Origin of the sequence: Ramlibacter alkalitolerans (assembly GCF_016722765.1) — a bacterium.
Classification (GTDB): Bacteria; Pseudomonadota; Gammaproteobacteria; order Burkholderiales; family Burkholderiaceae_C; genus Ramlibacter; species Ramlibacter alkalitolerans.
In genome coordinates this window covers 70,653-92,050 of sequence record NZ_JAEQND010000017.1, presented here as the reverse complement: position 1 = coordinate 92,050, position 21,398 = coordinate 70,653, and the positions used below count along the sequence as shown (strand labels likewise).

General features: G+C 70.6%; 19 protein-coding genes and 1 pseudogene. 8 read left to right on the top strand and 12 right to left on the bottom strand.

The window, feature by feature from the left end; translation table 11 throughout:
* Positions 1–28 precede the first annotated feature (28 nt).
* The 8 genes from JI746_RS24905 to JI746_RS24870 all read right to left on the bottom strand — a co-directional run bounded on the left by JI746_RS24905 (position 29) and on the right by JI746_RS24870 (position 6,818).
* A complete protein-coding gene (locus JI746_RS24905; protein ID WP_201692999.1) occupies positions 29–1,006 on the bottom strand; it encodes a 2-hydroxyacid dehydrogenase in 978 nt (325 codons plus the stop codon).
* Entirely contained in the window at positions 1,003–1,950 is a 948-nt protein-coding gene (locus JI746_RS24900) for a sugar kinase (protein ID WP_201692998.1), read from the bottom strand. Before JI746_RS24900 ends, JI746_RS24905 begins: the two co-directional genes overlap by 4 nt.
* On the bottom strand, positions 1,947–2,723 hold the full coding sequence (locus JI746_RS24895; RefSeq protein WP_201692997.1) for a sugar phosphate isomerase/epimerase family protein: 777 nt from the start codon (positions 2,721–2,723) through the stop codon (positions 1,947–1,949). The genes JI746_RS24900 and JI746_RS24895 overlap by 4 nt, the downstream gene beginning before the upstream one ends.
* Positions 2,723–3,514, bottom strand: a complete 792-nt coding sequence (locus JI746_RS24890) for an amino acid ABC transporter ATP-binding protein (RefSeq protein ID WP_236600109.1) — start codon at positions 3,512–3,514, stop codon at positions 2,723–2,725. Before JI746_RS24890 ends, JI746_RS24895 begins: the two co-directional genes overlap by 1 nt.
* A gap of 20 nt (positions 3,515–3,534) precedes the next feature.
* Positions 3,535–4,323, bottom strand: a complete 789-nt coding sequence (locus JI746_RS24885; RefSeq protein WP_201692996.1) for a transporter substrate-binding domain-containing protein — start codon at positions 4,321–4,323, stop codon at positions 3,535–3,537.
* A gap of 33 nt (positions 4,324–4,356) precedes the next feature.
* Positions 4,357–5,010 carry an amino acid ABC transporter permease gene (locus JI746_RS24880; protein WP_201692995.1) on the bottom strand — a complete coding sequence of 218 codons (654 nt, stop codon included), beginning with the start codon at positions 5,008–5,010 and terminating at the stop codon, positions 4,357–4,359.
* Positions 5,010–5,681, bottom strand: coding sequence for an amino acid ABC transporter permease (locus tag JI746_RS24875; protein WP_201692994.1), 672 nt, complete (start codon positions 5,679–5,681; stop codon positions 5,010–5,012). Before JI746_RS24875 ends, JI746_RS24880 begins: the two co-directional genes overlap by 1 nt.
* An 81-nt stretch (positions 5,682–5,762) precedes the next feature.
* The gene (locus tag JI746_RS24870; RefSeq protein WP_201692993.1) at positions 5,763–6,818 is read right to left on the bottom strand and encodes a LacI family DNA-binding transcriptional regulator; all 1,056 of its coding nucleotides are present in this window, start codon (positions 6,816–6,818) and stop codon (positions 5,763–5,765) included.
* Between the two features lie 89 nt (positions 6,819–6,907).
* Here JI746_RS24870 and JI746_RS24865 point away from each other — a divergent pair, with 89 nt between their 5' ends.
* The gene (locus JI746_RS24865) at positions 6,908–7,714 is read left to right on the top strand and encodes a creatininase family protein (protein WP_201692992.1); all 807 of its coding nucleotides are present in this window, start codon (positions 6,908–6,910) and stop codon (positions 7,712–7,714) included.
* A gap of 492 nt (positions 7,715–8,206) precedes the next feature.
* On the opposite strand, the gene mdeB is transcribed toward JI746_RS24865, so the two are convergent.
* Positions 8,207–10,825, bottom strand: coding sequence for an alpha-ketoglutarate dehydrogenase (mdeB, locus tag JI746_RS24860; RefSeq protein ID WP_201692991.1), 2,619 nt, complete (start codon positions 10,823–10,825; stop codon positions 8,207–8,209).
* A gap of 104 nt (positions 10,826–10,929) precedes the next feature.
* On the opposite strand from mdeB, the gene JI746_RS24855 reads away from it, so the two are divergent.
* The gene (locus tag JI746_RS24855; protein ID WP_201692990.1) at positions 10,930–11,400 is read left to right on the top strand and encodes an Lrp/AsnC family transcriptional regulator; all 471 of its coding nucleotides are present in this window, start codon (positions 10,930–10,932) and stop codon (positions 11,398–11,400) included.
* A 128-nt stretch (positions 11,401–11,528) separates the two neighbouring features.
* A complete protein-coding gene (locus JI746_RS24850) occupies positions 11,529–11,705 on the top strand; it encodes a hypothetical protein (RefSeq protein ID WP_201692989.1) in 177 nt (58 codons plus the stop codon).
* Positions 11,706–11,779: 74 nt separating this feature from the next.
* On the opposite strand, the pseudogene JI746_RS24845 reads toward JI746_RS24850, so the two are convergent.
* Positions 11,780–13,091 (bottom strand): annotated as a pseudogene (locus tag JI746_RS24845) (PQQ-dependent sugar dehydrogenase).
* Between the two features lie 67 nt (positions 13,092–13,158).
* Here JI746_RS24845 and JI746_RS24840 point away from each other — a divergent pair.
* From JI746_RS24840 to JI746_RS24825, 4 genes are read left to right on the top strand one after another with little or no spacing between them, the layout of a single operon-like run.
* The gene (locus tag JI746_RS24840; RefSeq protein WP_201692988.1) at positions 13,159–13,947 is read left to right on the top strand and encodes an alanyl-tRNA editing protein; all 789 of its coding nucleotides are present in this window, start codon (positions 13,159–13,161) and stop codon (positions 13,945–13,947) included.
* Entirely contained in the window at positions 13,944–16,082 is a 2,139-nt protein-coding gene (locus JI746_RS24835) for a protein-disulfide reductase DsbD family protein (protein ID WP_201692987.1), read from the top strand. Before JI746_RS24840 ends, JI746_RS24835 begins: the two co-directional genes overlap by 4 nt.
* A gap of 29 nt (positions 16,083–16,111) precedes the next feature.
* On the top strand, positions 16,112–16,591 hold the full coding sequence (locus tag JI746_RS24830; protein WP_201692986.1) for a CoA-binding protein: 480 nt from the start codon (positions 16,112–16,114) through the stop codon (positions 16,589–16,591).
* A 47-nt stretch (positions 16,592–16,638) separates the two neighbouring features.
* Positions 16,639–17,964 carry an O-acetylhomoserine aminocarboxypropyltransferase/cysteine synthase family protein gene (locus JI746_RS24825; protein WP_201692985.1) on the top strand — a complete coding sequence of 442 codons (1,326 nt, stop codon included), beginning with the start codon at positions 16,639–16,641 and terminating at the stop codon, positions 17,962–17,964.
* A 3-nt stretch (positions 17,965–17,967) separates the two neighbouring features.
* Here the strand turns inward: JI746_RS24825 and JI746_RS24820 are convergent, their stop codons facing one another.
* Both JI746_RS24820 and JI746_RS24815 read right to left on the bottom strand, forming a co-directional pair.
* Positions 17,968–18,828 (bottom strand): peptidoglycan-binding protein, encoded by an 861-nt coding sequence (locus JI746_RS24820; protein WP_201692984.1) that lies wholly within the window; start codon positions 18,826–18,828, stop codon positions 17,968–17,970.
* A 109-nt stretch (positions 18,829–18,937) separates the two neighbouring features.
* A complete protein-coding gene (locus tag JI746_RS24815) occupies positions 18,938–20,029 on the bottom strand; it encodes a tetratricopeptide repeat protein (protein WP_201692983.1) in 1,092 nt (363 codons plus the stop codon).
* A 46-nt stretch (positions 20,030–20,075) separates the two neighbouring features.
* Between JI746_RS24815 and hemE the strand changes: the two genes are divergently transcribed.
* Positions 20,076–21,179 carry a uroporphyrinogen decarboxylase gene (gene hemE, locus JI746_RS24810; protein WP_201692982.1) on the top strand — a complete coding sequence of 368 codons (1,104 nt, stop codon included), beginning with the start codon at positions 20,076–20,078 and terminating at the stop codon, positions 21,177–21,179.
* Positions 21,180–21,398 lie beyond the last annotated feature (219 nt).

Below are 21,398 nucleotides of genomic sequence, written 5' to 3'. Positions count from 1 at the left end.
CTCGCAAGCTCGCGTAGGACGCCGCGGTTCAGGCAGCCGGCGCGTACACGGCGGCCGGGCGCTCGCCGGCCAGGGCCTGCAGCAGGTTGCTGGTGGCCAGGCGGGCCATGGCGTAGCGCGTCTCGTGCGTGGCGGAGCCGATGTGCGGCAGCGGCGTCACGCGCGGATGGCGGCGCAGGGGCGAATCCTGCGGCAAGGGCTCGACCGCGAACACGTCCAGCGCCGCGGCCCGCAAGTGGCCGGAGTCCAGCGCCTGCAGCAGCGCCGGCTCCTGCACGGTGGCGCCGCGGCCGCCGTTGACGAAGATCGCCCCCGGCTGCATCAGGGCGAATTCACGCGGCCCCATCAAACCGCGGGTGGCATCGGTGAGCGGCAGGGTGGCGGCGACGATGTCCGCGCGTCGCAGCAATTCGTCGAGGCCCACGTGCGTCGCGCGTCCGGCCAGCTCCGGCACGTCGACCGCCACCGGGTTGTGGTACAGGACGGGCATGCCGAAGCCGAGCGCCGCGCGGCGGGCCACCGCCTGGCCGATGCGGCCGAAGCCGAGGATGCCCAGCGTCTTGCCGTGCACGTCCCAGCCGAACAGGTCTTCGCCGATGTTGCGGTCCCAGCGTCCTTCGCGCACGTGGTTGGAGAGTTCGACGATGCGGCGACTGGCCGCCATGACCATCGCGAACACGGTGTCGGCCGTGGTTTCGGTCAGCACGCCCGGCGTGTGGCACAACAGGATGCCGCGCTGCGCGAGCGCCGCCACGGGATAGTTGTCGATGCCGACCGAGATCGAGGAGATCACTTCCAGCCGCGGCGCGCGTGCCAGCAACGCCGGCGTGATCGCGTAGCTGGAGCCGATCAGGCCCTGCGCCTGCGGCAGTGCCGCTTCGAAGGCGGCGAGCTGCTCCGGCTTGCGGGGATTGGCGACCACCACGTCGTGCAGCGCGGTGATGCGCGCGAGCTGGTCCGGCGGCAGTTCCCGGAACACCAGCACCGACTTGCGAGGCGTGCTCACAGGCCCGCCGCTTCGAGTTCGGCCCGCGTCGGCAGGCCCTCGGTGTCGCCGAGGACCTGCACGGCGCGGGCGCCGATCCAGGCGCCGCGGCGCACGGCCTCGGGGACGGTGCGGCCTTCGAGCAGCGCGCTGACCACGCCCACCGCGAAGCCGTCGCCGGCGCCGACCGTGTCGACCACTTCGCGCACCGGAAACCCCGCGACGTGGCCGCTGCCTTCGACGCCGTCGTAGTACGCGCCTTCCGGCCCCAGCTTCACGGTCACCAGCCGGGCGCCGCGCTCGCGGTAGTAGCGGGCAATGCCTTCGGGCGTCGCCTCGCCGGTGAGGAAGCGCCCCTCCTCCAGCCCGGGCAGCACCCAGTCGGCCTGGGCCGCGAGCGCGTTGATCTCGCGCCGCATCTCGTCGGCCGAAGCCCACAGCGAAGGACGCAGGTTGGGATCGAAGGAAATGGTCCCGCCGGCGGCGCGCATGACCGCGAGCGATTTCTGCGCTGCCGCGCGGGCGCTGGCGGAAATGGCCGGGAACACGCCGGTCGCATGCAGGTGGCGGGCCGAACGCAGCCACGCTTCGTCTACGTCGGCCGGGCCCATCTGGCTGGCGGCGGAGCCCTTGCGGTGGTATTCCACCGGCGGGTCGCTGCCGTCCGTGACGCGGCCCTTGAACTGGAAGCCGGTGCGTTGCGCCCCATCGCACACCACCCTGGAGCAGTCCACGCCTTCGCGCTGCATCTCCGACAGCAGGTAGCGGCCCATCGAGTCGGTGCCCAGGCGGCTCGCCCAGCCGACGCGCAGCCCCAGCCGCGCCATGCCGATGGCGAAATTCGTCTCGGCCCCGGCGGTGCGCTTGGCAAAGCGCACCACGCTCTCCAGCGGCCCGGGCGTCTCGGCGACGAACATCTGCATCATCTCGCCGAAGGTGACGACGTCGAAGCGGAACTCGCTCATGCCGCCGCTCCGAGCGCGGAGGCGGCGGCGCGCAGCTGCCGGATCTCGTCACGCGTCACGGCCAGCAGGTCGTCGCCGGCCAGCGGGTATTCGATCGCCCAGGGCAGCGCCCGCGGCAAGGCGCGCAGCACCGCGCGCCAGGGCGCGGCCGAATCGGCCAGCGGCACGGCGACCCAGCGCCGCGGCTGCCGCTGCACGCCCTTGCAGTGCACGTAGCGCACGCGGCCAGCGAAGGCGCGCGCCGCCTCCTGCGGGCATTCGCCGGTCCAGTGCCAGTTGCCCATGTCGAAGGTCATCCCCAGGCGCAGGCCGGCTTCGTCCGCGCGGCGGAAGAAGGCCTGCAACGCATCGACGGTGCCGGCCGGCGTGGTCTGGTCGTTCTCGATCACCAGCTCGGTGGACCGGCCGCGCAGCAGGTCCGCCAGGCGCGGCAGCTCGCGGTGCGACTCGGAGCCGAAGCCGCCGATCGACATCTTCAGCCGCGGCGCATCGAGCAGCTCCGCCGCCTCCAGGGCACGCTCCACCGCGCCTGCGTCCAGCGCACCGTGGTGCGCCCACAGGCCCTCGGGACTCGAATACACCACGTGCGAGCCGCTCATGGCCACGGCGCGGGCGATGTCCGGCAGTTCGTCGGCCGGGCGGTTCAGGAGTTCGCCGCGCACCTCGACGCCGTCGGCGCCGGCCTGCTGCGCCAGGCGCGTGAACCACAGCTGCCCGTGGCGCCGGACTTCCGCCGCCCCGAAGGACGACAGCGAGATCAGGACCGGCTGCATCACGCCACCGCCGGTTGCTGCGGATGGTGGTGCGAACTGAGGATCTGGCCCAGGAACTGGCGCGTCTTCTCGTGCTGCGGCGCGGTGAAGAAGCGCTCCGGCGGCGCCTGTTCGACGATGCGGCCCTCGGCCATGAAGATCACGCGGTCGGCCACGCTGCGGGCGAAGCCCATCTCGTGCGTCACGACCAGCATCGTCATGCCTTCTTCCGCCAGCCCGATCATGGTGTCGAGCACTTCCTTGACCATCTCGGGGTCCAGCGCCGAAGTGGGCTCGTCGAACAGCATGATGCGCGGCGTCATGCACAGGGCGCGGGCGATGGCCACGCGCTGCTGCTGCCCGCCCGAGAGCTGGCTCGGGTACTTGTTCGCCTGCTCGGGGATGCGCACCCGCTCCAGGTACTTCATCGCGGTCGCCTCCGCCTCCTGCCTGCCGATGCCGCGCGTGCGCATCGGCGCCAGCGTGCAGTTCTGCAGGATGGTGAGGTGGGGAAACAGGTTGAACTGCTGGAACACCATGCCCACTTCGGCGCGCACCTTGTCGACGTTGCGCCTGTGGGCCGTGAGGTCGATGCCGTCCACCACGATGCTGCCCTGCTGCACGGTCTCGAGCCCGTTGATGCAGCGGATCAGGGTGGACTTGCCCGAGCCCGAAGGCCCGCACACCACGATGCGCTCACCGGGCGCGACCGCCAGGTCGATGTCGGTGAGCACCTGGAACTTGCCGTACCACTTCTGCACGCCCTGCATGCGGATGATGGGTTCGGCGCCGGCGGCGGGCCTCTGGTCCATGCTGTTTCCCCGCTGCGGCCTTACTGCATCTTCGGCAGGTCGGCGCCCAGCCACTTGTGGTACAGCTTGTTCAGCTCGCCGTTCGCCGTGTTCCTGGCCACGAAGTCGTTGACGGACTTGAGCAGCGGCTCGTTGCCCGGACGCATCGCGACGGCCATTTCCTGCTGGCGCAGCACGAACTTGGGCTCGAAGGCGCCCGGCTGGCGCTTGTTGATCTGCGCGGCGACGGTGGTGGAGCAGCCGATCGCATCGACCTGGCCGGAGATCAGGGCCTGCATGGCGGAGGCGTCGTCGTCGAAGCGGCGGATCTCGGTGCCCTGCGGCGCGATGGCCGTCAGCGCCACGTCCTGCGTGCTGGCGCGGGCGACGCCCACCTTCAGCGGCTTGATGTCGGCCGGGCCCTTGATGTTGGCCTTCTTCTCGCCCAGCAGCACGATGGTGGCGGCGGAGTAGGGCTTGGAGAACTGGACCTGCTTGGCGCGCTCCGGCGTGATGGCCAGCGAGGCGACCAGCAGGTCGACCTTGTTGGTCAGCAGGAAGGGGATGCGGTTCGGGCCGGTCACGGGCACCAGGTTCACCTTGACGCCCCAGTCCTTGGCCAGCAGGCGGGCGACGTCGGCGTCGTAGCCGTCAGGCTGGTTCTGCGCGTTGGTGGTGCCGTAGGGCGGGAAGTCCACCAGCAGGCCGACGTTGACCTCGCCCTTCTTCTTCAGGTCCTCCAGGGTCTGGGCGACGGCCGGCGTGGCGAGCAGCGACACGGTCGCGGCGAGGCCCAGCGCGGCAAAGACACGGCGGGAGATGGTTTGCATGGTGGAAGTCTCCAGTGGATGAAAAGGGTGGGATCAGCGCGCCAGGGCCCGGGCCTGGCGGCGTTCCATGTGCTGGGCCAGCAGCGACAGCGGCCAGCACAGTGCGAAGTAGATGGCGGCGACCAGGCTGAACACGATCAGCGGCTGGAAGGTGGCGTTGTTGATGATCTGGCCGGCGCGCGTGACTTCGGCGAAGCCGATGATGGCGGCCAGCGAGGTGCCCTTGATCACCTGCACCATGTAGCCCACGGTGGGCGGCAGGGCGATCTTGAAGGCCTGCGGCAGGACCACGTCGCGCATGCGGGCCACGTAGTGCAGCCCCAGTGCGTGGGCCGCTTCGGTCTGGCCATGCGGGATGGCCTGGATCGAGCCGCGCCAGATCTCGCCCAGGAAGGCGCTGGTGTTGAGGATCAGGGCTGCGCCGGCGGCCACCCAGGGATTGACGTCGATGCCGATCACCGGGGCGCCGAAGAACACCAGGAACAGCTGCAGCAGCAGCGGCGTGCCCTGGAACACCTGCACGAAGGCGCTGGCGAGTCCGCGCGCCACGGGGCTGTCGCTGGTGCGCGCCAGCGCCACGATCAGTCCACCGATCGCGCCGCCGACGAAGGCGATCAGCGACAGCGCGATGGTCCACTTCGCGGCTTCGAGGATGAAGAGGAACTCGGGAAAACCGAAGGTACGCATCAGCGGCGGTCCGGGTAGTCCAGCGCGAGCCGGTAGACGAAGCGGAACAGGATCGAGAAGGCCAGCGCCAGCAGGAAGTAGATGACGGCGACCACGATGTAGATCTCGAAGCTGCGGAAGGTCTGCGACTGCAGGTTGGCGGCCACCGAGGTGAGGTCGTCGGCCGAGATCGCGGACACCACGGCGGAACTGAGCATCAGCAGGATGAACTGGCTGGTCAGGGCCGGATAGATCGCCTTGAGCGCCGGCTTCAGGATGATGTGGCGGAACACCTGGTGGCGCTTGAGGTTGAGCGCGAGCCCGGCCTCCACCTGCCCGCGCGGGATCGACTCGATGCCGGCGCGGATGATCTCGGTGGCGTAGGCGCCGAGGTTCACGACCATGGCGACCAGCGCAGCCGAGTGCGCCGACCAGCGCAGCCCCAGGGACGGCAGGGCGAAGAAGAAGAAGAACAGCTGCACCAGGAACGGCGTGTTGCGGATCAGCTCGATGTAGGCGTTGACGACCCAGCGCGCCGGCCGCGGCCCGGAGGTCTTGAGCCAGGCGCAGACGATCGCGACGGCCAGCCCGAGCACCGTCGCCGTCAGCGAGAGCTGGATGGTCGTCCAGGTGCCCTGGAGCAGCAACGGCCAGGCGGCGAAGACGTCCTGGAACTGGAAGTCGTAGTTCACGGCGGGTGTGGGACTGAAACCGGTTTCTGGACGCGATTATAGAAACCGGTTTCAAGGACTCATCAGGGAAAACCCGGAGATCTAGTTTACGCCCGGATCGCGGATCGAGGAGGCGCGCACGACCAGTTCACCCGGCAGCAGGATCTGGCGCGGCGGCACGTCCAGCCCCTGCAGCCGCTCCAGCAGGCAGGCCGTGGCCAGGCGGCCGAGCGCGTCGGTCGGCTGCGCGATCGTGCTCAGGCCCGGGCCGACCAGCGGCGCCCACTCGGTCTCGTCGATGCCGACGAAGCCCAGGTCGCGGCCGAAGGTCCAGCCCAGCCGCGCCACGGCGTCGGCCACCCGCAAGGTGATCACCGCATTGCTGGCGAGCACGGCCGGCCGGCGCCCGGCCGCATGCTGCTCGCGCAGCGCCGCCTCCAGCGGCTGCGGCGCACCGGGGCTCGCCTCGACGATGCGGCCGGTCGCCTGCGGGTGGGTTGCGAGAAAGGCGCGGAAGGCCGCCACCCGCTCCTCCCGCGAGCTGACCCCCACGGCGGGCTCGGTGACGAACAGCAGGTCGTCCCAGCCGGCGTCCAGCAGGTGGCCGGCCGCCAGCCGGATCGCGCCGGCGTTGTCCAGGGACACGAAGTCGGCCTGCATGTTGGCGTGGCGCCGGTCGACCAGCACCACGGGCCGGCCCTGGCGCGCCACGGCGGCCGCCGCGCCCTCGTCGCGCCCCAGCGTGTTCAGGATCAGGCCCTCGACGTGGTAGGAGGCCAGGGCCTGGATCGCATCGCGCTCGCGCTGGCTGTCGTCGCCCAGGTTGAACAGCATCAGGAGGTAGCCGGCCTGCTGGCAGGCCTTCTCGGCGCCGCGCAGGACGGCGACCGAGAAGGGGTTGGTCACGTCCGCCACCACCAGGCCCACCAGCCGCGAGCGCCCGCGCTTGAGGGCCTGCGCCATCGGGCTGGGCGAGTAGCCCAGGGCGGCGATGGCGGTTTCGACGCGGGTGGCGATTTCCGGCGTCAGCAACTCGTCGCGCCGGTTCAGGAACCGCGAGACCGTGGCCTTGGACACCCCCGCCTTCTCGGCGACGTCGGCGATCGTCGCCCGGCCGCCGGCGGGCGCAAAGACAGGCGGGAGAGGCTTGGCGGGCATGACTTTCTGAAACCAGTTTCAGGAGCGATGCTACCGTGAACGAGGGGTAGCGCGAAAGCCCCGCTCCACCGCCAGCCTACACTCGCCGGATGCCAGCTCTCTCGCGCTACTGGGCCGACCTCGCCACCACGGACTTCGCCTCGCTCGACGCGGAAAAGACGGTGGCGGTACTCCCCGTCGGCGCGACCGAGCAGCACGGGCCGCACCTGCCCCTGCGGGTCGACCAGTGCCTCGTCGATGGCATCGTGGCCCAGGCCCTGACGCAACTGCCGCCACACGCCTCCATCCTCGTGCTGCCCACGCAGCAGGTCGGCTACAGCCCGGAACACGCCTCCTTCGCCGGCACCCTGACGCTGCCGATCGAGACGGTGATCGCGACCTGGATCGCGCTCGGCGAAGGCGTGGCGCGTGCCGGCGTGCGCAAGCTGCTGCTGTTCAACAGCCACGGCGGCCAGGTGAGCCTGCTGGACATCGTCGCGCGCGAGCTGCGCGTGCGCTGCAACCTGATCGTCTACGGCTGCAGCTGGTGGAACCTGCCGCTCGGTGAAGAGGTCGACGGCCTCTTCAGCGCCGACGAACACCGCTTCGGCGTGCACGCGGGCCAGATCGAGACCTCCCTGATGCTGGCGCTGGCACCGCACACGGTGCGCATGGCGCAGGCGCAGGACTTTGCATCCAGCTCGCGCGAGCGCGCCGGCCAGTATCCGATCCTCGGCAACGGCCGCAGCGCCAAGCTGGGATGGGCCATGCAGGACTACAACCCGCAAGGCGCGGCCGGCAATGCGGCGGGCGCCGATCCGGAGAAAGGCGGCGTGCTGCTCGAAGCCGCCGGCCGGCAACTCGCGCTGCTGCTGCAGGAGATGGCGCAGCTGCCTTTGGCCACCCTCGCGCCCTGAGCCCCAGGGATCCTCCCACGTCGTCGCCGCGCAGGCGGGGATCCAGGACGCGCGCGCGGCGCTACCCATCGGGAGCCCTGGAATCCCGCCTGCGCGGGAATGACGGGGGGGCGTCAAGCGTGCAGCGCGAAGCGCTGGGGTTCGCGCTTCGCGGCTCACCGCCAGCCTACGGGACAGCGTACGACCTGCGACTCGGGACTCCGCCTTGAGTGCGTGCAGCGCCGCCTTCACGTTGCCTGCGACCTGGATCGCATGCGGCCATCTTGGTAGGCTGGCGGTGGAGCGCAGCGCAACCCCAGCGATCCTCCCACGTCGTCCCCGCGCAGGCGGGGATCCAGGGCGCGCGCGCGGCGCGCTACCCGTCGGGAGCCCTGGATTCCCGCCTGCGCGGGAATGACGGGAGGGCGTCAAGCGTCGGGCGCCGAAGCGCTGGGGTTCGCGCTTCGCGGCTCACCGCCAGCCTACGAGGGCCGCCGCCAATGCGCGTTCGGACTACGCCTTCAGCGCGTGCAGCGCCGCCTTCACGATGCTCGCCGCGTCGACCCGGAAATACGCGCGCAGCGCCGCCCGCGTGTCGCTGCGGCCGAAACCGTCGGTGCCCAGGGTGAGGTAACGGCGCGCCGGCGGCACGAAGGCGCGTACGCTCTCCGGCACCGCGCGCACGTAGTCGCTGGCCGCGATCACCGGGCCGCCGCTCGCACCGAGCTGCTGCGCAAGGTACGGAGCGCGCTGCACGCCCTCGTCCATCGCCTCGCGTTCGCACGCCATGCCGTCGCGCGCCAGCTCGCTCCAGCTCGTGACGCTGAAGACCTCGCTGGCGATTCCCTGCTGCGCGAGCTGTTCGGCCGCGGCGATGACTTCGGTGAGGATCGCGCCGGATCCCAGCAGCGTCACGCGCTGCGGCGCATCCGCCGCGCCATACCCGCCGAAGCGATAGCAGCCTCGCACTACGCCTTCGCGCGCGTCCGCCGGCAGGTCCGGCTGGGCGTAGTTCTCGTTCATCAGCGTGACGTAGTAGAAGACGTCGCGCTGCTGCACCAGCATCTCGCGCATGCCGGCATCCACGATCACCGCCATCTCGCCCGCGAAGGCCGGGTCGTAGGCCTTGCAGTTCGGGATCGTGGCGGCCACCAGGTGGCTGCTGCCGTCCTGGTGCTGCAGGCCCTCGCCCGCGAGCGTCGTGCGGCCCGAGGTCGCACCGAGCAGGAAGCCGCGCGCACGCTGGTCGGCCGCCGCCCAGATCGCGTCGCCGACGCGCTGGAAGCCGAACATCGAGTAGTAGATGTAGAAGGGCAGCATGGCGAAGCCGTGCACGCTGTAGCTGGTGGCCGCGGCCGTCCAGCTCGCGATGGCGCCGGCTTCGCTGATGCCCTCTTCCAGGATCTGGCCGTCGAGCGCCTCGCGGTACGACAGCACCGAGCCGATGTCCTCGGGCTCGTACTTCTGCCCCACGCTGGAATAGATGCCCACCTGCTTGAACAGGTTGGCCATGCCGAAGGTGCGCGCCTCGTCGGCCACGATCGGCACGATGCGCGGCCCGAGCTGCGCATCCTTCAGCAGGCCCGCCAGCAGGCGCACGAAGGCCATGGTGGTGGACATCTCCTTGCCGCCGGCCTGCAGCGCGAACTGGGCGTAGCTCTCCGCCGCCGGCACCGGCACTGGGTCGGCCTTCGTCTGCCGCTGCGGCAGGTAGCCCCCGAGCGCGCTGCGGCGCTGGTGCAGATAGCGCATCTCGGCGCTGTCGTCGGCCGGCTTGTAGAAGGCCATCGTCCTGGCCTGTTCGTCCGACAGCGGCAGGTTGAAGCGGTTGCGGAACTCCAGCAGTTCCGTCTCGTCCAGCTTCTTGTGGCTGTGCGTGGTCATGCGGCCCTGGCCCGCCTTGCCCATGCCGTAGCCCTTCTTGGTGTGGGCCAGGATCACCGTCGGCTGGCCGCGGTGGCGCACCGCGGCGTCGTAGGCGGCGTGGATCTTCACCAGGTCGTGGCCGCCGCGCTTGAGGCGGTCGATCTGTTCGTCGGTCATGCCCTGCGCCAGCCGCGCCAGCTCCTCGTTCTGGCCGAAGAAGGTGTCGCGGTTGAAGCGGCCGTCCTTGGCGGCGAAGGTCTGCATCTGGCCGTCGACCGTGTGCGCGAAGGCGCGCACCAGGGCGGCCGTCGTGTCGCGCGCGAACAGGCCGTCCCAGTCGCTGCCCCACAGCAGCTTGATCACGTTCCAGCCGGCGCCGCGGAACAGCTTCTCGAGTTCGTCGACGATGCGGCCGTTGCCGCGTACCGGCCCGTCCAGGCGCTGCAGGTTGCAGTTGACCACCCAGACCAGGTTGTCCAGCTTCTCGCGCGAGGCGAGCGTGAGTGCGCTCATGCTCTCGGGCTCGTCCATCTCGCCGTCGCCGAACACGCCCCACACTTTCCGGCCTTCGCAATTCACGAGCCCGCGATGCGTGAGGTAGCGCATGAAGCGCGCGTGGTAGATCGAGCTGATCGGACCGATCCCCATCGAGCCGGTCGGGAACTGCCAGAAGTCCGGCATCAGCCACGGGTGGGGGTAGCTCGAAAGCCCGCGGGCATCCTCGCCGGGCGGCACGATCTCCTGCCGGTAGTGCGCCAGGTCCTGCTCGCCCAGGCGCCCTTCGAGGAAGGCGCGCGCATAGACGCCCGGCGCGCTGTGCGGCTGGAAGAACACCAGGTCGCCGCCGCTCCTGCCGTTGCGGGCGCGGAAGAAGTGGTTGAAGCCGACCTCGAACAGGTCGGCCGCGCTGGCATAGCTGGCGATGTGGCCACCGAGCTCGCCGTAGGCGGTGTTGGCCCGCACCACCATCGCCAGCGCGTTCCAGCGCATGATCGACGCGAGCTTCTCCTCGATGGCCAGGTCGCCCGGGAACACCGGCTGGCGCTCCACCGGCACGGTGTTGACGTAGGGCGTGACCAGCTCCGGCGACCAGCCGACGGCGGGGCTGCGCCCCATGACGGCGAGCTGGTCCAGGATGAAGCGCGCCCGCGCCGCACCCTCCTTCTCCACCAGCGCGCGGAAGGCGTCGCGCCATTCGGTGGTTTCGATGGGATCGGAGTCGCCGGTGCCGTCGGCGAGGAAACGGTTGATGCTGTCGTCGGCCATGCCTCCACTCTAGGCAGGAAGCCGCGGCACGGGGCGCCGAAGTGCACAGCGGGGGGAGGCTCGGCAGCATAAAATGCCGCGCGCACCGTTGTACGCAGCATTCCATGCAACTCGACCCGATCGACCTCCGCATCCTGGCCCAACTCCAGGAAGACGGCTCGCTCACCAACGTGGAGCTGGCGCGGCGCGTCCACCTCTCGCCTTCGCCGTGTCTCGCGCGCGTGAAGGCGCTCGAGGCCGCCGGCGTGATCGAGCGCTACGTGGCGCTGGCGAACGCCAAGGCGCTGGGCCTGGGGCTGAACGTCTTCATCAACATCAGCCTGAAGTCGCAGTCCAAGGAAGCCCTGGCGGAGTTCGAGCGCCGGATCGCGGAGCACGACGAGGTGATGGAGTGCTACCTCATGACGGGCGACAGCGACTACCTGATCCGCGTCGCCGTGCCGGACATCGCGGCGCTGGAGCGCTTCATCCTGGAACAGCTCACGCCGATCCCGGGGATCGAGAAGATCCGCTCCAGCTTCGCGCTCAAGCAGGTCCGCTACAAGACGGCCCTGCCGCTACCCCAGCGTTCCTGACCGACACGCTTGCAAGCAGGCGCACGCGCCTGTAGTCACGCGTCTTACGGACGGGCTGCTTGCGCGCGACGCCCTGCACGCGGCTTCCGCCGAACGACAGGGCACGGCCTGGCGAAGAACATAGCTGCATGGGGACTCTTCGTACATTCGCTGAAACCGCCTGGCGCGAGAGCTGGAACCGGGCCGTGTGGCCCTCGCTGGCCTTGTCGATCGCCGTGGCGCTGGACCAGTGCACGCGGGGACCGTCGCTCACCGCCATGATCATCACGGCGTACCTGAACGGGACGCTGCCGGCGTTGAGCTGAGGCCACGGGATCGCTGGGGTTCGCGCTGGCGCGGCTCACCACCAGCCTACAAGGCGCGGGAGCGCGGAACAGGGTCAGCGCGCAGGCGCAACGCGCCAGACGGTGTTGCCGACATCGTCGGCCACCAGAAGGGCGCCGGACCGATCGAGCGCCACGCCCACGGGACGGCCCCAGGCCTTGCCCTCGGGGCTCAGGAAGCCGGTGAGGAAATCCTGCGGCGGACCGGCCGGCCGCCCATTCGCGAACGGGATGAACACCACCTTGTAGCCGCTGCGCGGCTGGCGGTTCCAGGAGCCGTGCTCGCCGACGAAGGCCCCATCCGCAAACGGCCCAGTCATTCTTCCTTCCGAGAACGCCAGCCCCAGCGGCGCCACGTGGTTGCCCAGGCCGAAGTCGGGTGCGATCGCGCGCGCCACCATGTCCGGGCGCGGCGGCTTCACGCGCTCGTCCACGTGCGCGCCCCAGTAGCTCCAGGGCCACCCGTAGAACGCGCCCTCACGCACCGAGGTGAGGTAGTCCGGCACGAGGTCGCTCCCGAGCTCGTCGCGTTCGTTGACCACGGCCCACAGCGCGCGGGTGCGCGGCTCGAAGGCCAGCCCCACCGGATTACGCAGGCCGCCGGCGAACAGGCGCTTGCTGCCGCTGGCCAGGTCGATCTCCCAGATCGCGGCCCGGCCCTCCTCGATCTCCATGCCGGCTTCGGCGACGTTGCTGTTCGAGCCCACCGACACATAGAGCTTGCGGCCATCGGGGCTCGCCACCAGGCCCTTGGTCCAGTGGTGGTTGCGCCCGGCCGGCAGGTCGGTCACCTTCACCGGCGCGGCGCTGATCTGCGTCTGCCCCGCCTGGTAGGGAAAGCGCAGCACCGCATCCGCATTGGCCACGTAGAGCGTGTTGCCCACCAGCGCCATGCCGAAGGGCGAATGCAGGTGCTCGATGAACACGCTCCTGTGCTCCGCCTGGCCGTCGCCGTTGGCGTCGCGCAGCAGCATGATCCGGTCCGGGCTGGGCACGCCGGCGCCGGCCCGCTTCATCACCTGCTTCATCACGAAGTTCTTGAGGCCCTTCGGCTCGTCCTCCGGCGGCGGCTTGGGCGCATTGCTCTCGGCGACGAGAATGTCCCCGTTCGGCAGCACGTACAGCCAGCGCGGGTGCTCCAGGCCCCGGTCGACCGCCGTCACCCGGAAGCCGGCCGGCGCCTGCGGCCCCGGCGCCCTGCGGCCAGCCCTCGGCCGGCGCGATGTGCACGGTGGGAATCAGCGCCTTCACGGGCGGTGGCAGTTGCGGCTGCGCCCCCTGCGTGGCCGCTTCGGGCAGGCGGGCGGTATCGCTGCAGCCGGCCAGGCCCGCGAGCAGCACGAAGAGGATGCAGGCACTTCGGGACATGGCACGAAGTGTGCATCGTTGATCCCACACTGTGGGGAGGTCGCCCGGGAAAAGGGACAATCGGGGAATGACGCAAGAGCTGTTTCGAGAGGATGCCTACCTGCGGGAGACGCCCGCCACCGTCGTCGCCGTCGGCGAACAGGGCGTGGTGCTGGACCGCACGGTGTTCTATCCCCTCGGCGGCGGTCAGGCCGGCGACGCCGGCGTCCTGGTGCTGGCCGACGGCCGGGTGCTGCAGGTGGCGGACACCCGCAAGGCGAAGGACGAACTGGGCCAGCCCACGGGCGCGATCGCCCACGTGCCGCAGGCCGGGCAAGAGGCGCTGCTGGCCGAACTGCGCCCGGGCACCAGCGTGGTCGCCCGCATCGACTGGGAGCGGCGGCACCGGCTGATGCGCTTTCACACCACCACCCACCTCCTGTGCCACCTGGTGCCGCAGCTCGTGAACGGCTGCTCCATCACGCCCGACTACGCCCGGCTGGACTTCAACATGACGGACCCGCTGGAGAAGGAAGCGCTCACCGAAGGCATCGCCCGCCTGGTCGGCGCGGCCCACGCGGTGGAAATCGGCGCCATCACCGACGAGGAGCTGGATGCCAATCCAGCCCTGGTCAAGAGCATGTCGGTCCAGCCGCCGCGCGGCAGCGGGCGCGTGCGCACCATCCGCATCGGCGGCGCGGCCGCCATCGATTACCAGCCCTGCGGGGGCACCCACGTGGCCAACACCTCGGAAATCGGGGCGGTGGTCGTCACCAAGATCGAGAAGAAGAGCGCCACCACCCGACGGGTGGTGCTGGGCTTCGCCCCAACGCCCGGAACTTCGCGCCCAACGCAGAGCTCCACCCACCAGCCATGAGATTCGCCCGCCTGCTTGCCGCCGCCACCCTGGCGGCCGCCGTCCTGCCCGCCGCTTCCTTCGCCCAGGCGGACAAGTCCGTGGTCGCCACCGACCACGTCCGGGCCGAGCTGCTGGCGCACGCGCCGGACGGCCTGGAAGCCGGCAAGCCGGTCTGGCTGGGCCTGAAGATCACCCACCAACCCGAGTGGCACACCTACTGGAAGAACCCGGGCGACTCCGGCCTGCCGACGCAGGTCGCCTTCAGCCTGCCGGCCGGCCTGGAGGCGGGCGAGATCGCGTGGCCGGTGCCGCACAAGCTGCCGGTCGGCCCGCTGATGAACTACGGCTACGAGGGCACCGTGCTGCTGCCGGTGCCCCTCACCGTCACCCAGGCCTTCAAGCCCTCGCTGACCGGCGACGCCGAGATCCAGCTCAAGGCGTCCTGGCTGGTCTGCCAGAAGGAATGCATCCCCGAAGAGGGCAGCTTCACGCTCCGGCTGCCGGCGCGCGGCTCCACGGCGCTGCACGGCGGCGACTTCCAGGCCGCACTGGCGGCCGTGCCGCAGCCGCTGAAATCGGCCGCCGGGGTCAAGGTCGAAGGCCAGAAGCTGGCGATCTCGGTGCCTGGCCTGCCGGCCGCCGCGCGGGGAAAAAACCTCGAGTTCTTCCCCGAAACCGGGGAAGTGATCGACCCCCCCGGCGCCTGGACGCAGGCCTGGAACGGCGACACCTGGACGGCCAGCGTGCCCTTGTCACCGCATCGCGGCGCCAGCCCGGACGTGCTCCCGGTGGTGCTCGCCGCCGGCGGCCAGGCCTGGCGCGTCGAAGCGCCCGTCACCGGCACCTGGCCGGCCAAGGCGGCGCCGGTGGCCGCAGCCTCGCCCGCGCTGCAGGAGGCGCTGCGCCAGAGCGCCGCCCTCCCGACCGCCGCCGCGCCATCGACCGCCGGCACCACCTTGCTGGCCGCGCTGTTCGGCGCCCTGCTCGGCGGGCTGATCCTCAACCTCATGCCTTGCGTGTTCCCGGTGCTCGCGATCAAGGTCGTGGGCTTCACCCAGCACGCGGACGACCGGCGCGGCCACCGCATCAGCGGCCTGGCCTATACCGTCGGCGTGGTGGTGTCGTTCGCCGCGCTCGGCGCGCTGATGCTGGCGCTGCGCGCGGCCGGCGAGCAACTGGGCTGGGGCTTCCAGCTGCAGTCGCCCGGCGTGGTCGCGGCGCTGGCCGCGCTGTTCACGCTGATCGCGCTGAACCTGGCCGGCGTGTTCGAATTCCGCTCCTTCCTTCCCAGCTCGGTGGCGACGCTGGAAGCCAGGCACCCGGTGGCGAACGCCTTCCTGACCGGCGTGCTGGCCGTCGCCGTAGCTTCGCCCTGCACCGCGCCCTTCATGGGCGCCTCGCTCGGCTTCGCGGCCACCCTGCCGGCCGGCGAAGCGATGGCGATCTTCCTTGCGCTCGGCTTCGGCATGGCCCTGCCTTACCTGGCTGCGGCCTGGGTCCCGGCCATTGCCGGCTGGCTGCCCCGGCCCGGCGCCTGGATGGAGACCTTCCGCCGCCTGATGGCCTTCCCGATGTTCGCGACGGTCGCCTGGCTCACCTGGGTGCTGGGCCAGCAGAGCGGCGTCGACGGCGCGGCCTCGCTGCTGGCGCTGCTGGTGGCCCTGAGCATGGTGGTCTGGGCGCTGACGCTGCACGGCCGCACCCGCGTGATCCTGGGCTCGGTGGCCGTGGCCGGCCTGGTGTTCGTGGCCTGGTCCATCGGCGGCGCGATCACGCGCACGCCCACGGCCGGCGCGATCGCCACCTCCGCCGACAGCCGCTGGCAGCCCTGGGCGCCGGAGCGCGTGCAGCAACTGGTGGCGGCCGGCAAGCCGGTGTTCGTGGACTTCACCGCCGCCTGGTGCGTCACCTGCCAGTTGAACAAGAAGACCACGCTGTCGCGCGGCGACGTGCTGGCCGATTTCGACAAGGGCAACTTCACCCTGCTGCGCGCCGACTGGACGCGGCGCGATCCCGCCATCACCGCGGCGCTTGCGCAACTGGGGCGCAACGGCGTGCCCGTGTACGTGGTGTACCGCCCGGGCCGCGCGCCCGTGGTGCTGTCCGAGGTGCTGGGCGCCGACGAAGTGCGCAACGCCATCGGCCAGATGTAGGCCGGCGCGCCGGTGCGTACACTGGCGCGATGAGCACGATCCACGAACTGCGCCGCATCCTCCGCACCTGCCGCACGCTCGCCGTGGTGGGCCTGTCGCCGCAATGGCATCGCCCGAGCTACTTCGCGGCCAAGTACATGCAGGAGCACGGCTACCGCATCGTGCCGATCAATCCTTCGGCGCCCGAGATCCTGGGACAGCGCAGCTACCCCAGCGTGACGGCGGCGGCGCAAGCCGGCGAGAAGATCGACATGGTCGACTGCTTCCGCAAGAGCGCCGACATCCCGCCGATCGCCGAGGAAGCCATGGCCATCGGCGCCAGGTGCCTGTGGCTGCAGATCGGCGTGGTCGACGAGGCTTCGGCCGCCAAGGCGCGCGCCGCCGGCCTGGACGTGGTGATGGACCGCTGCGTGAAGATCGAGCATGCGCGCCTGTTCGGCGGGCTCAACTGGGCCGGCGTGGATACCAAGGTGATCTCGGCGCGGCGGCCGCAGCAGCTGTTCTACTGAAGCGCTGGGGTTTCGCTCCGCTCCACCACCAGCCTACGACCACCAACATGAGCCAACAGGACCACGACTACGGATTCGGCACCCGCGCCATCCACGCCGGCGCCATCCCCGACCCGGTGACCGGCGCGCGCGCCACGCCGATCCACCAGACCACCAGCTTCGTGTTCGATTCGGCGGAGCACGCCGCCAGCCTGTTCAACCTGCAGACCTTCGGCAACGTCTACAGCCGCATCAGCAATCCGACCGTCGCGGTGCTGGAGGAACGCGTCGCCTCATTGGAAGGCGGGCGCGCGGCGCTGGCCTGCGCCACCGGCATGGCGGCGCAGATGACGGCGATCCTCGCCATCCTCAAGGCCGGCGACCACATCGTCGCTGCCTCCACGCTGTATGGCGGCACCGTCGGCCAACTGGGGATCGGCTTCGGCCGCCTCGGCATCGAAACGACCTTCGTCGACCCGGAGGATCCGGACAACTTCCGCCGCGCGATCCGGCCGAACACGCGCGCCGTCTACGGCGAGACGCTGGGCAACCCGCTCGTCAACGTGTTCGACATCGAGGCCGTGGCACGCATCGCGCACGAGCACGGCCTGCCGCTGATCGTCGACAACACGGTGGCCAGCCCCTACCTGTGCAACCCCTTCGCCTTCGGCGCCGACATCATCGTGCACAGCGCCACCAAGTACCTGGGCGGCCACGGCACGACCATGGCGGGTGTGCTGGTGGAGTCGGGCAAGTTCGACTGGGGCAGCGGCCTGGCGCGCGAGAAGTTTCCCGAGATGCTAGAGCCGAGCCGCGCCTACCACGGCGTCAAGTTCTACGAGACCTTCGGCGACTTCGGCTACACGATGAAGGCGCGCATGGAGGTGAACCGCACCTTCGGCGGCGCGCTGTCGCCGCTCAACGCCTGGCTGATCCTGCAGGGCGTCGAGACGCTGCACCTGCGCATGCAGGCGCACTGCCGCAACGCCCGCCGCGTCGCCGAGTTCCTCAGCGACCACCCGCTGGTGGGCTGGGTCAACTATCCCGGGCTGGAGGGCTCGCCGCACCACGCGCTGGCGAAGAAGCAGTTCCGCGCCATCGACGGCCAGCCGGGCGCATCGGGCATCCTCACCTTCGGCATCCGCGCGGATGACGCGGCGCGAGCCGGCGAGCGCTTCATCGATGCCTGCGAGTTCCTCTCGCACCTGGCCAACATCGGTGATGCCAAGACGCTGGTGATCCACCCCGCCTCCACCACGCACCGCCAGTTGAGCGAGGAAGAACTGGCGCGCGCCGGCGTGCGGCCGGACATGATCCGCCTCTCGGTGGGCATCGAGGATGTCGACGACATCCTCTGGGACATCGACCAGGCGCTGCGGAAAGCGGTGCGCTAGGAACTACGCGCGCTTGCGCGCCGCCGGGCGCGCAGCGGCCTTGGCGGCTGCCGGCACGGCGCGCGGCTGCGCGGCGAGCGCCGCCCACGTCTGCGGGCCGACGATGCCGTCGGCCTCCAGCTTGCGCCCACTCTGGAACGCGACGACCGCCAGCTCGGTGGCGGCGCCGAAGTCCTCGTCGTGCGCCAGTGCGAAACCCTGCTGCCGCAGCAACTGCTGCAGCTCGCCCACCAGCTCGCCCTTGGAGCCACGCCGCAGCACCGGGCGGTTGTCGTCGCCGGGCTCCGCACAGCCTTCGAGCATGAAGGCCTCGATGCGCGCGATGGCCGCCTTGGCCTTGGCGGTGAAGGTGCTGCGTTCGGCCAGGCCGTTCTTGCCGCCGTTCACCTTGCGCGTGACCCCCACCACGTCGTCGTCGTCGCACACCCGGTTGATCTGCTTGCGCTTCCAGAATTCGCAGGCGATCTGCAGCGACAGCGCGGGCTCGGCCGCGAGTTCCGGCTGGCCCACCAGGTCCACCCCGAGTGCGCGCCCGTATTCCTGGTAGTTGGCACGCCCCGTCAGCTGCAGCAGGCCGCGGCCCTTGAAGCGCACGCCGTCGCCGGGCTGCGTGTTGCCGAGGTCCTTGCGGCCTTCGTACGCTTGGCCGCTCGCGAACTCCTCGGTGGTGCGGAAGCCCGCCGACTCATGGCAGGTCTGGCCCAGGAAGTGCGCGATGCGCAGCCGGGTGTTGATCTCGTAGCGGTCGAGCGTGGCGGCGAGCACGGCGCCCACCGCGTTGATGATGGCTTCCTGCCGCTCGCCGAGTTCGCCGCTGAAGCGCGGGGCCACCTCGCGCATCGTCTGTCCGTCGATGGGGATCATGGGGCTCCTCCGGGGGATGTCTGCGCGTGCTGCGCGGTGCAGGCACTGTGCGTCGGCGAGTCTGCACGCGCCTCCCCCCGAATGCCGATCTTCCCGCCGAACGGCAGGCTCAGCTTTTCTCCAGCCAGGCGAACAGGCCGGCGATCGGCACGCGCTGCTCCTGGCGCACGGGCCGCTGCTCGAGGGCGGCGATGCGAAAGCCGTGCTGCTGCGCCAGCCGGCGCAGGCCCGCTTCGGAATGCGCATAGCGCAGGCTGCTGCGCAGCTCCAGTTCGGGCCCGGAGGACGCCTCCACCGTGAAGCAGAAGCCGGCGCCTGCCGGCATGCGCTGCGCGAGCAGCGCGAACACCTCGTCGAGCGCACCGACGTAGATGAACACGTCGGCCGCGACCACCAGGTCGAAGGACTCGCTCGCCTGCGCGAGGAAGGCCACCACGTCGGCCTGCACCAGCGCGTCGTACGCGCCGGTGCCCCGGGCCTTCTCCAGCATGTTCGCCGACAGGTCCACGCCCGTCACGCGGTCGGCCAGCGCGCGCAGCAAGGGCCCGCACAGGCCGGTGCCGCAGCCCAGGTCCAGCGCGTTGCGCCAGCGCCGGCCCGCCGCGGCCAGCCGCGCGATGAGCACTTGCGGCGCGTCGTAGTGCAGCGTCTGCACCAAATGCGCGTCGAACTGCGCCGCATAGCCGTCGAACAGCGCTTCCACGTAGTGCGCGGGCGCCCGCGGCGGTGGGGCGCCGGCCTCCAGGCCGGCCAGGTAGTAGCCAAGCAGTTCGGTGTCGCCGCCGCGGGCCAGCGCCTCGCGGAAGGACTGCGCCGCTTCCGGCCCGCGCCCCAGTTCCCGCAGCGCATTCCCGCGCAGCGTCCACAGCGCTGGCGGGCGCGGATCCACGGCCAGCGCGCGATCGAAATGGGCCAGGGCCTCGCCGGTGCGACCGAGTTCGGCCAGCGCGGTGCCGCAGTGCCCCAGCGTCTCGGGATTCTCCGGTTCGTGCTGCAGCGCCTCCCGCAGCAGTTCCAGCGCCTCTTGCGCGCGACCGAGCTTCAGCCGCACCGCCCCGAGGTTGCTCAGGACCGACGGCCGCCCGGGCGCCATCGACAGGGCAGCGGCGAAATCGCGCTCCGCCTCGGGCAGGCGGCCGGCCTCGCAGGCGGCGACGCCCCGCAGAAAAAACGCCCGCGCCTGCTCGAAATCAACTGCCATGCTGCCCATCCGGAACCGGGATCATAGGCCCTGCGACAATGGCGGGATGCGCTTCCAGCCCCTCGCCAACGACACGTTCCTGCGCGCTTGCCTGCGCCAGGCCACACCGTACACGCCGCTGTGGCTGATGCGACAGGCCGGCCGCTACCTGCCCGAATACAAGGCGACGCGCGCGCGCGCGGGCAGCTTCATGGGGCTGGCCACCAACGTGCAGTACGCCACCGAGGTGACGCTGCAGCCGCTGGACCGCTTCGCGCTCGACGCGGCCATCCTCTTCTCGGACATCCTGACGGTGCCCGACGCGATGGGCCTGGGCCTCAGCTTCGCCGAGGGCGAAGGCCCCAAGCTGGCGCGCCCGCTGCGCGACGAAGCCACCGTCGGCGCCCTGCAGGTACCGGACCTGGACAAGCTTCGCTACGTGTTCGATGCGGTCACCTCGATCCGCAAGGCGCTGAACGGGCGCGTGCCGCTGATCGGCTTTTCCGGCAGCCCCTGGACGCTCGCCTGCTACATGGTGGAGGGCGGCGGTTCGGGGGACGACTGGCGCGGCGTCAAGAGCATGCTCTATAGCCGCCCGGACCTGATGCACCGCATCCTGCAGGTCAACGCCGAGGCCGTCGCGGCCTACCTCAATGCGCAGATCGACGCCGGTGCGCAGGCCGTGATGGTGTTCGACAGCTGGGGCGGCGCGCTGGCCGACAGCGCCTTCCAGCAATTCAGCCTGCAGTACACGGCGCAGGTGCTGGCCAGGCTGAAGCGCACCGACGCCGAGGGCGCCACCATCCCGCGCATCGTCTTCACCAAGGGCGGCGGCCAGTGGCTGGAGGAAATGGGCCGCCTGGACTGCGACGTGCTGGGGGTGGACTGGACGGTCAACCTGGGCCGCGCCCGCGCGCAGGTCGGCGCCAGCAAGGCTCTGCAAGGCAACATGGATCCGGCCGCGCTGTTCGCGCCGCCGGAAGCGGTGGCCGCCGAGGCCCGCCGCATCCTCGAGGACTTCGGCACGCCGCATGCCGGCAGCGGCACCGGCGCCACCCAGGTCTTCAACCTGGGCCACGGGATCAGCCAGCACACGCCGCCGGAGCACGTGCACGCCCTGGTCGAAGCCGTCCACGGCCACTCTGCGAAAATGCGCGCCGGCAGCGCCTGAACGCCCCCCTCGGGGCTTCCCTGCGCGCCGCCGGCTGAATTCCTTGGCGCGCGCGCTTGACTTATGCACAAAACGTGTATTGCGGGACGAATGCCAGCCTGGCCGCCTGCCTCATGCGCTGCAAAAACAGTAGCGCCGCTAAGTCATTGATTTTGCTGCATTTCACTTTATGCACTTTTCCGGTGCGGACGAGGCAAGCCCTTGATTTCATGGGCCTGC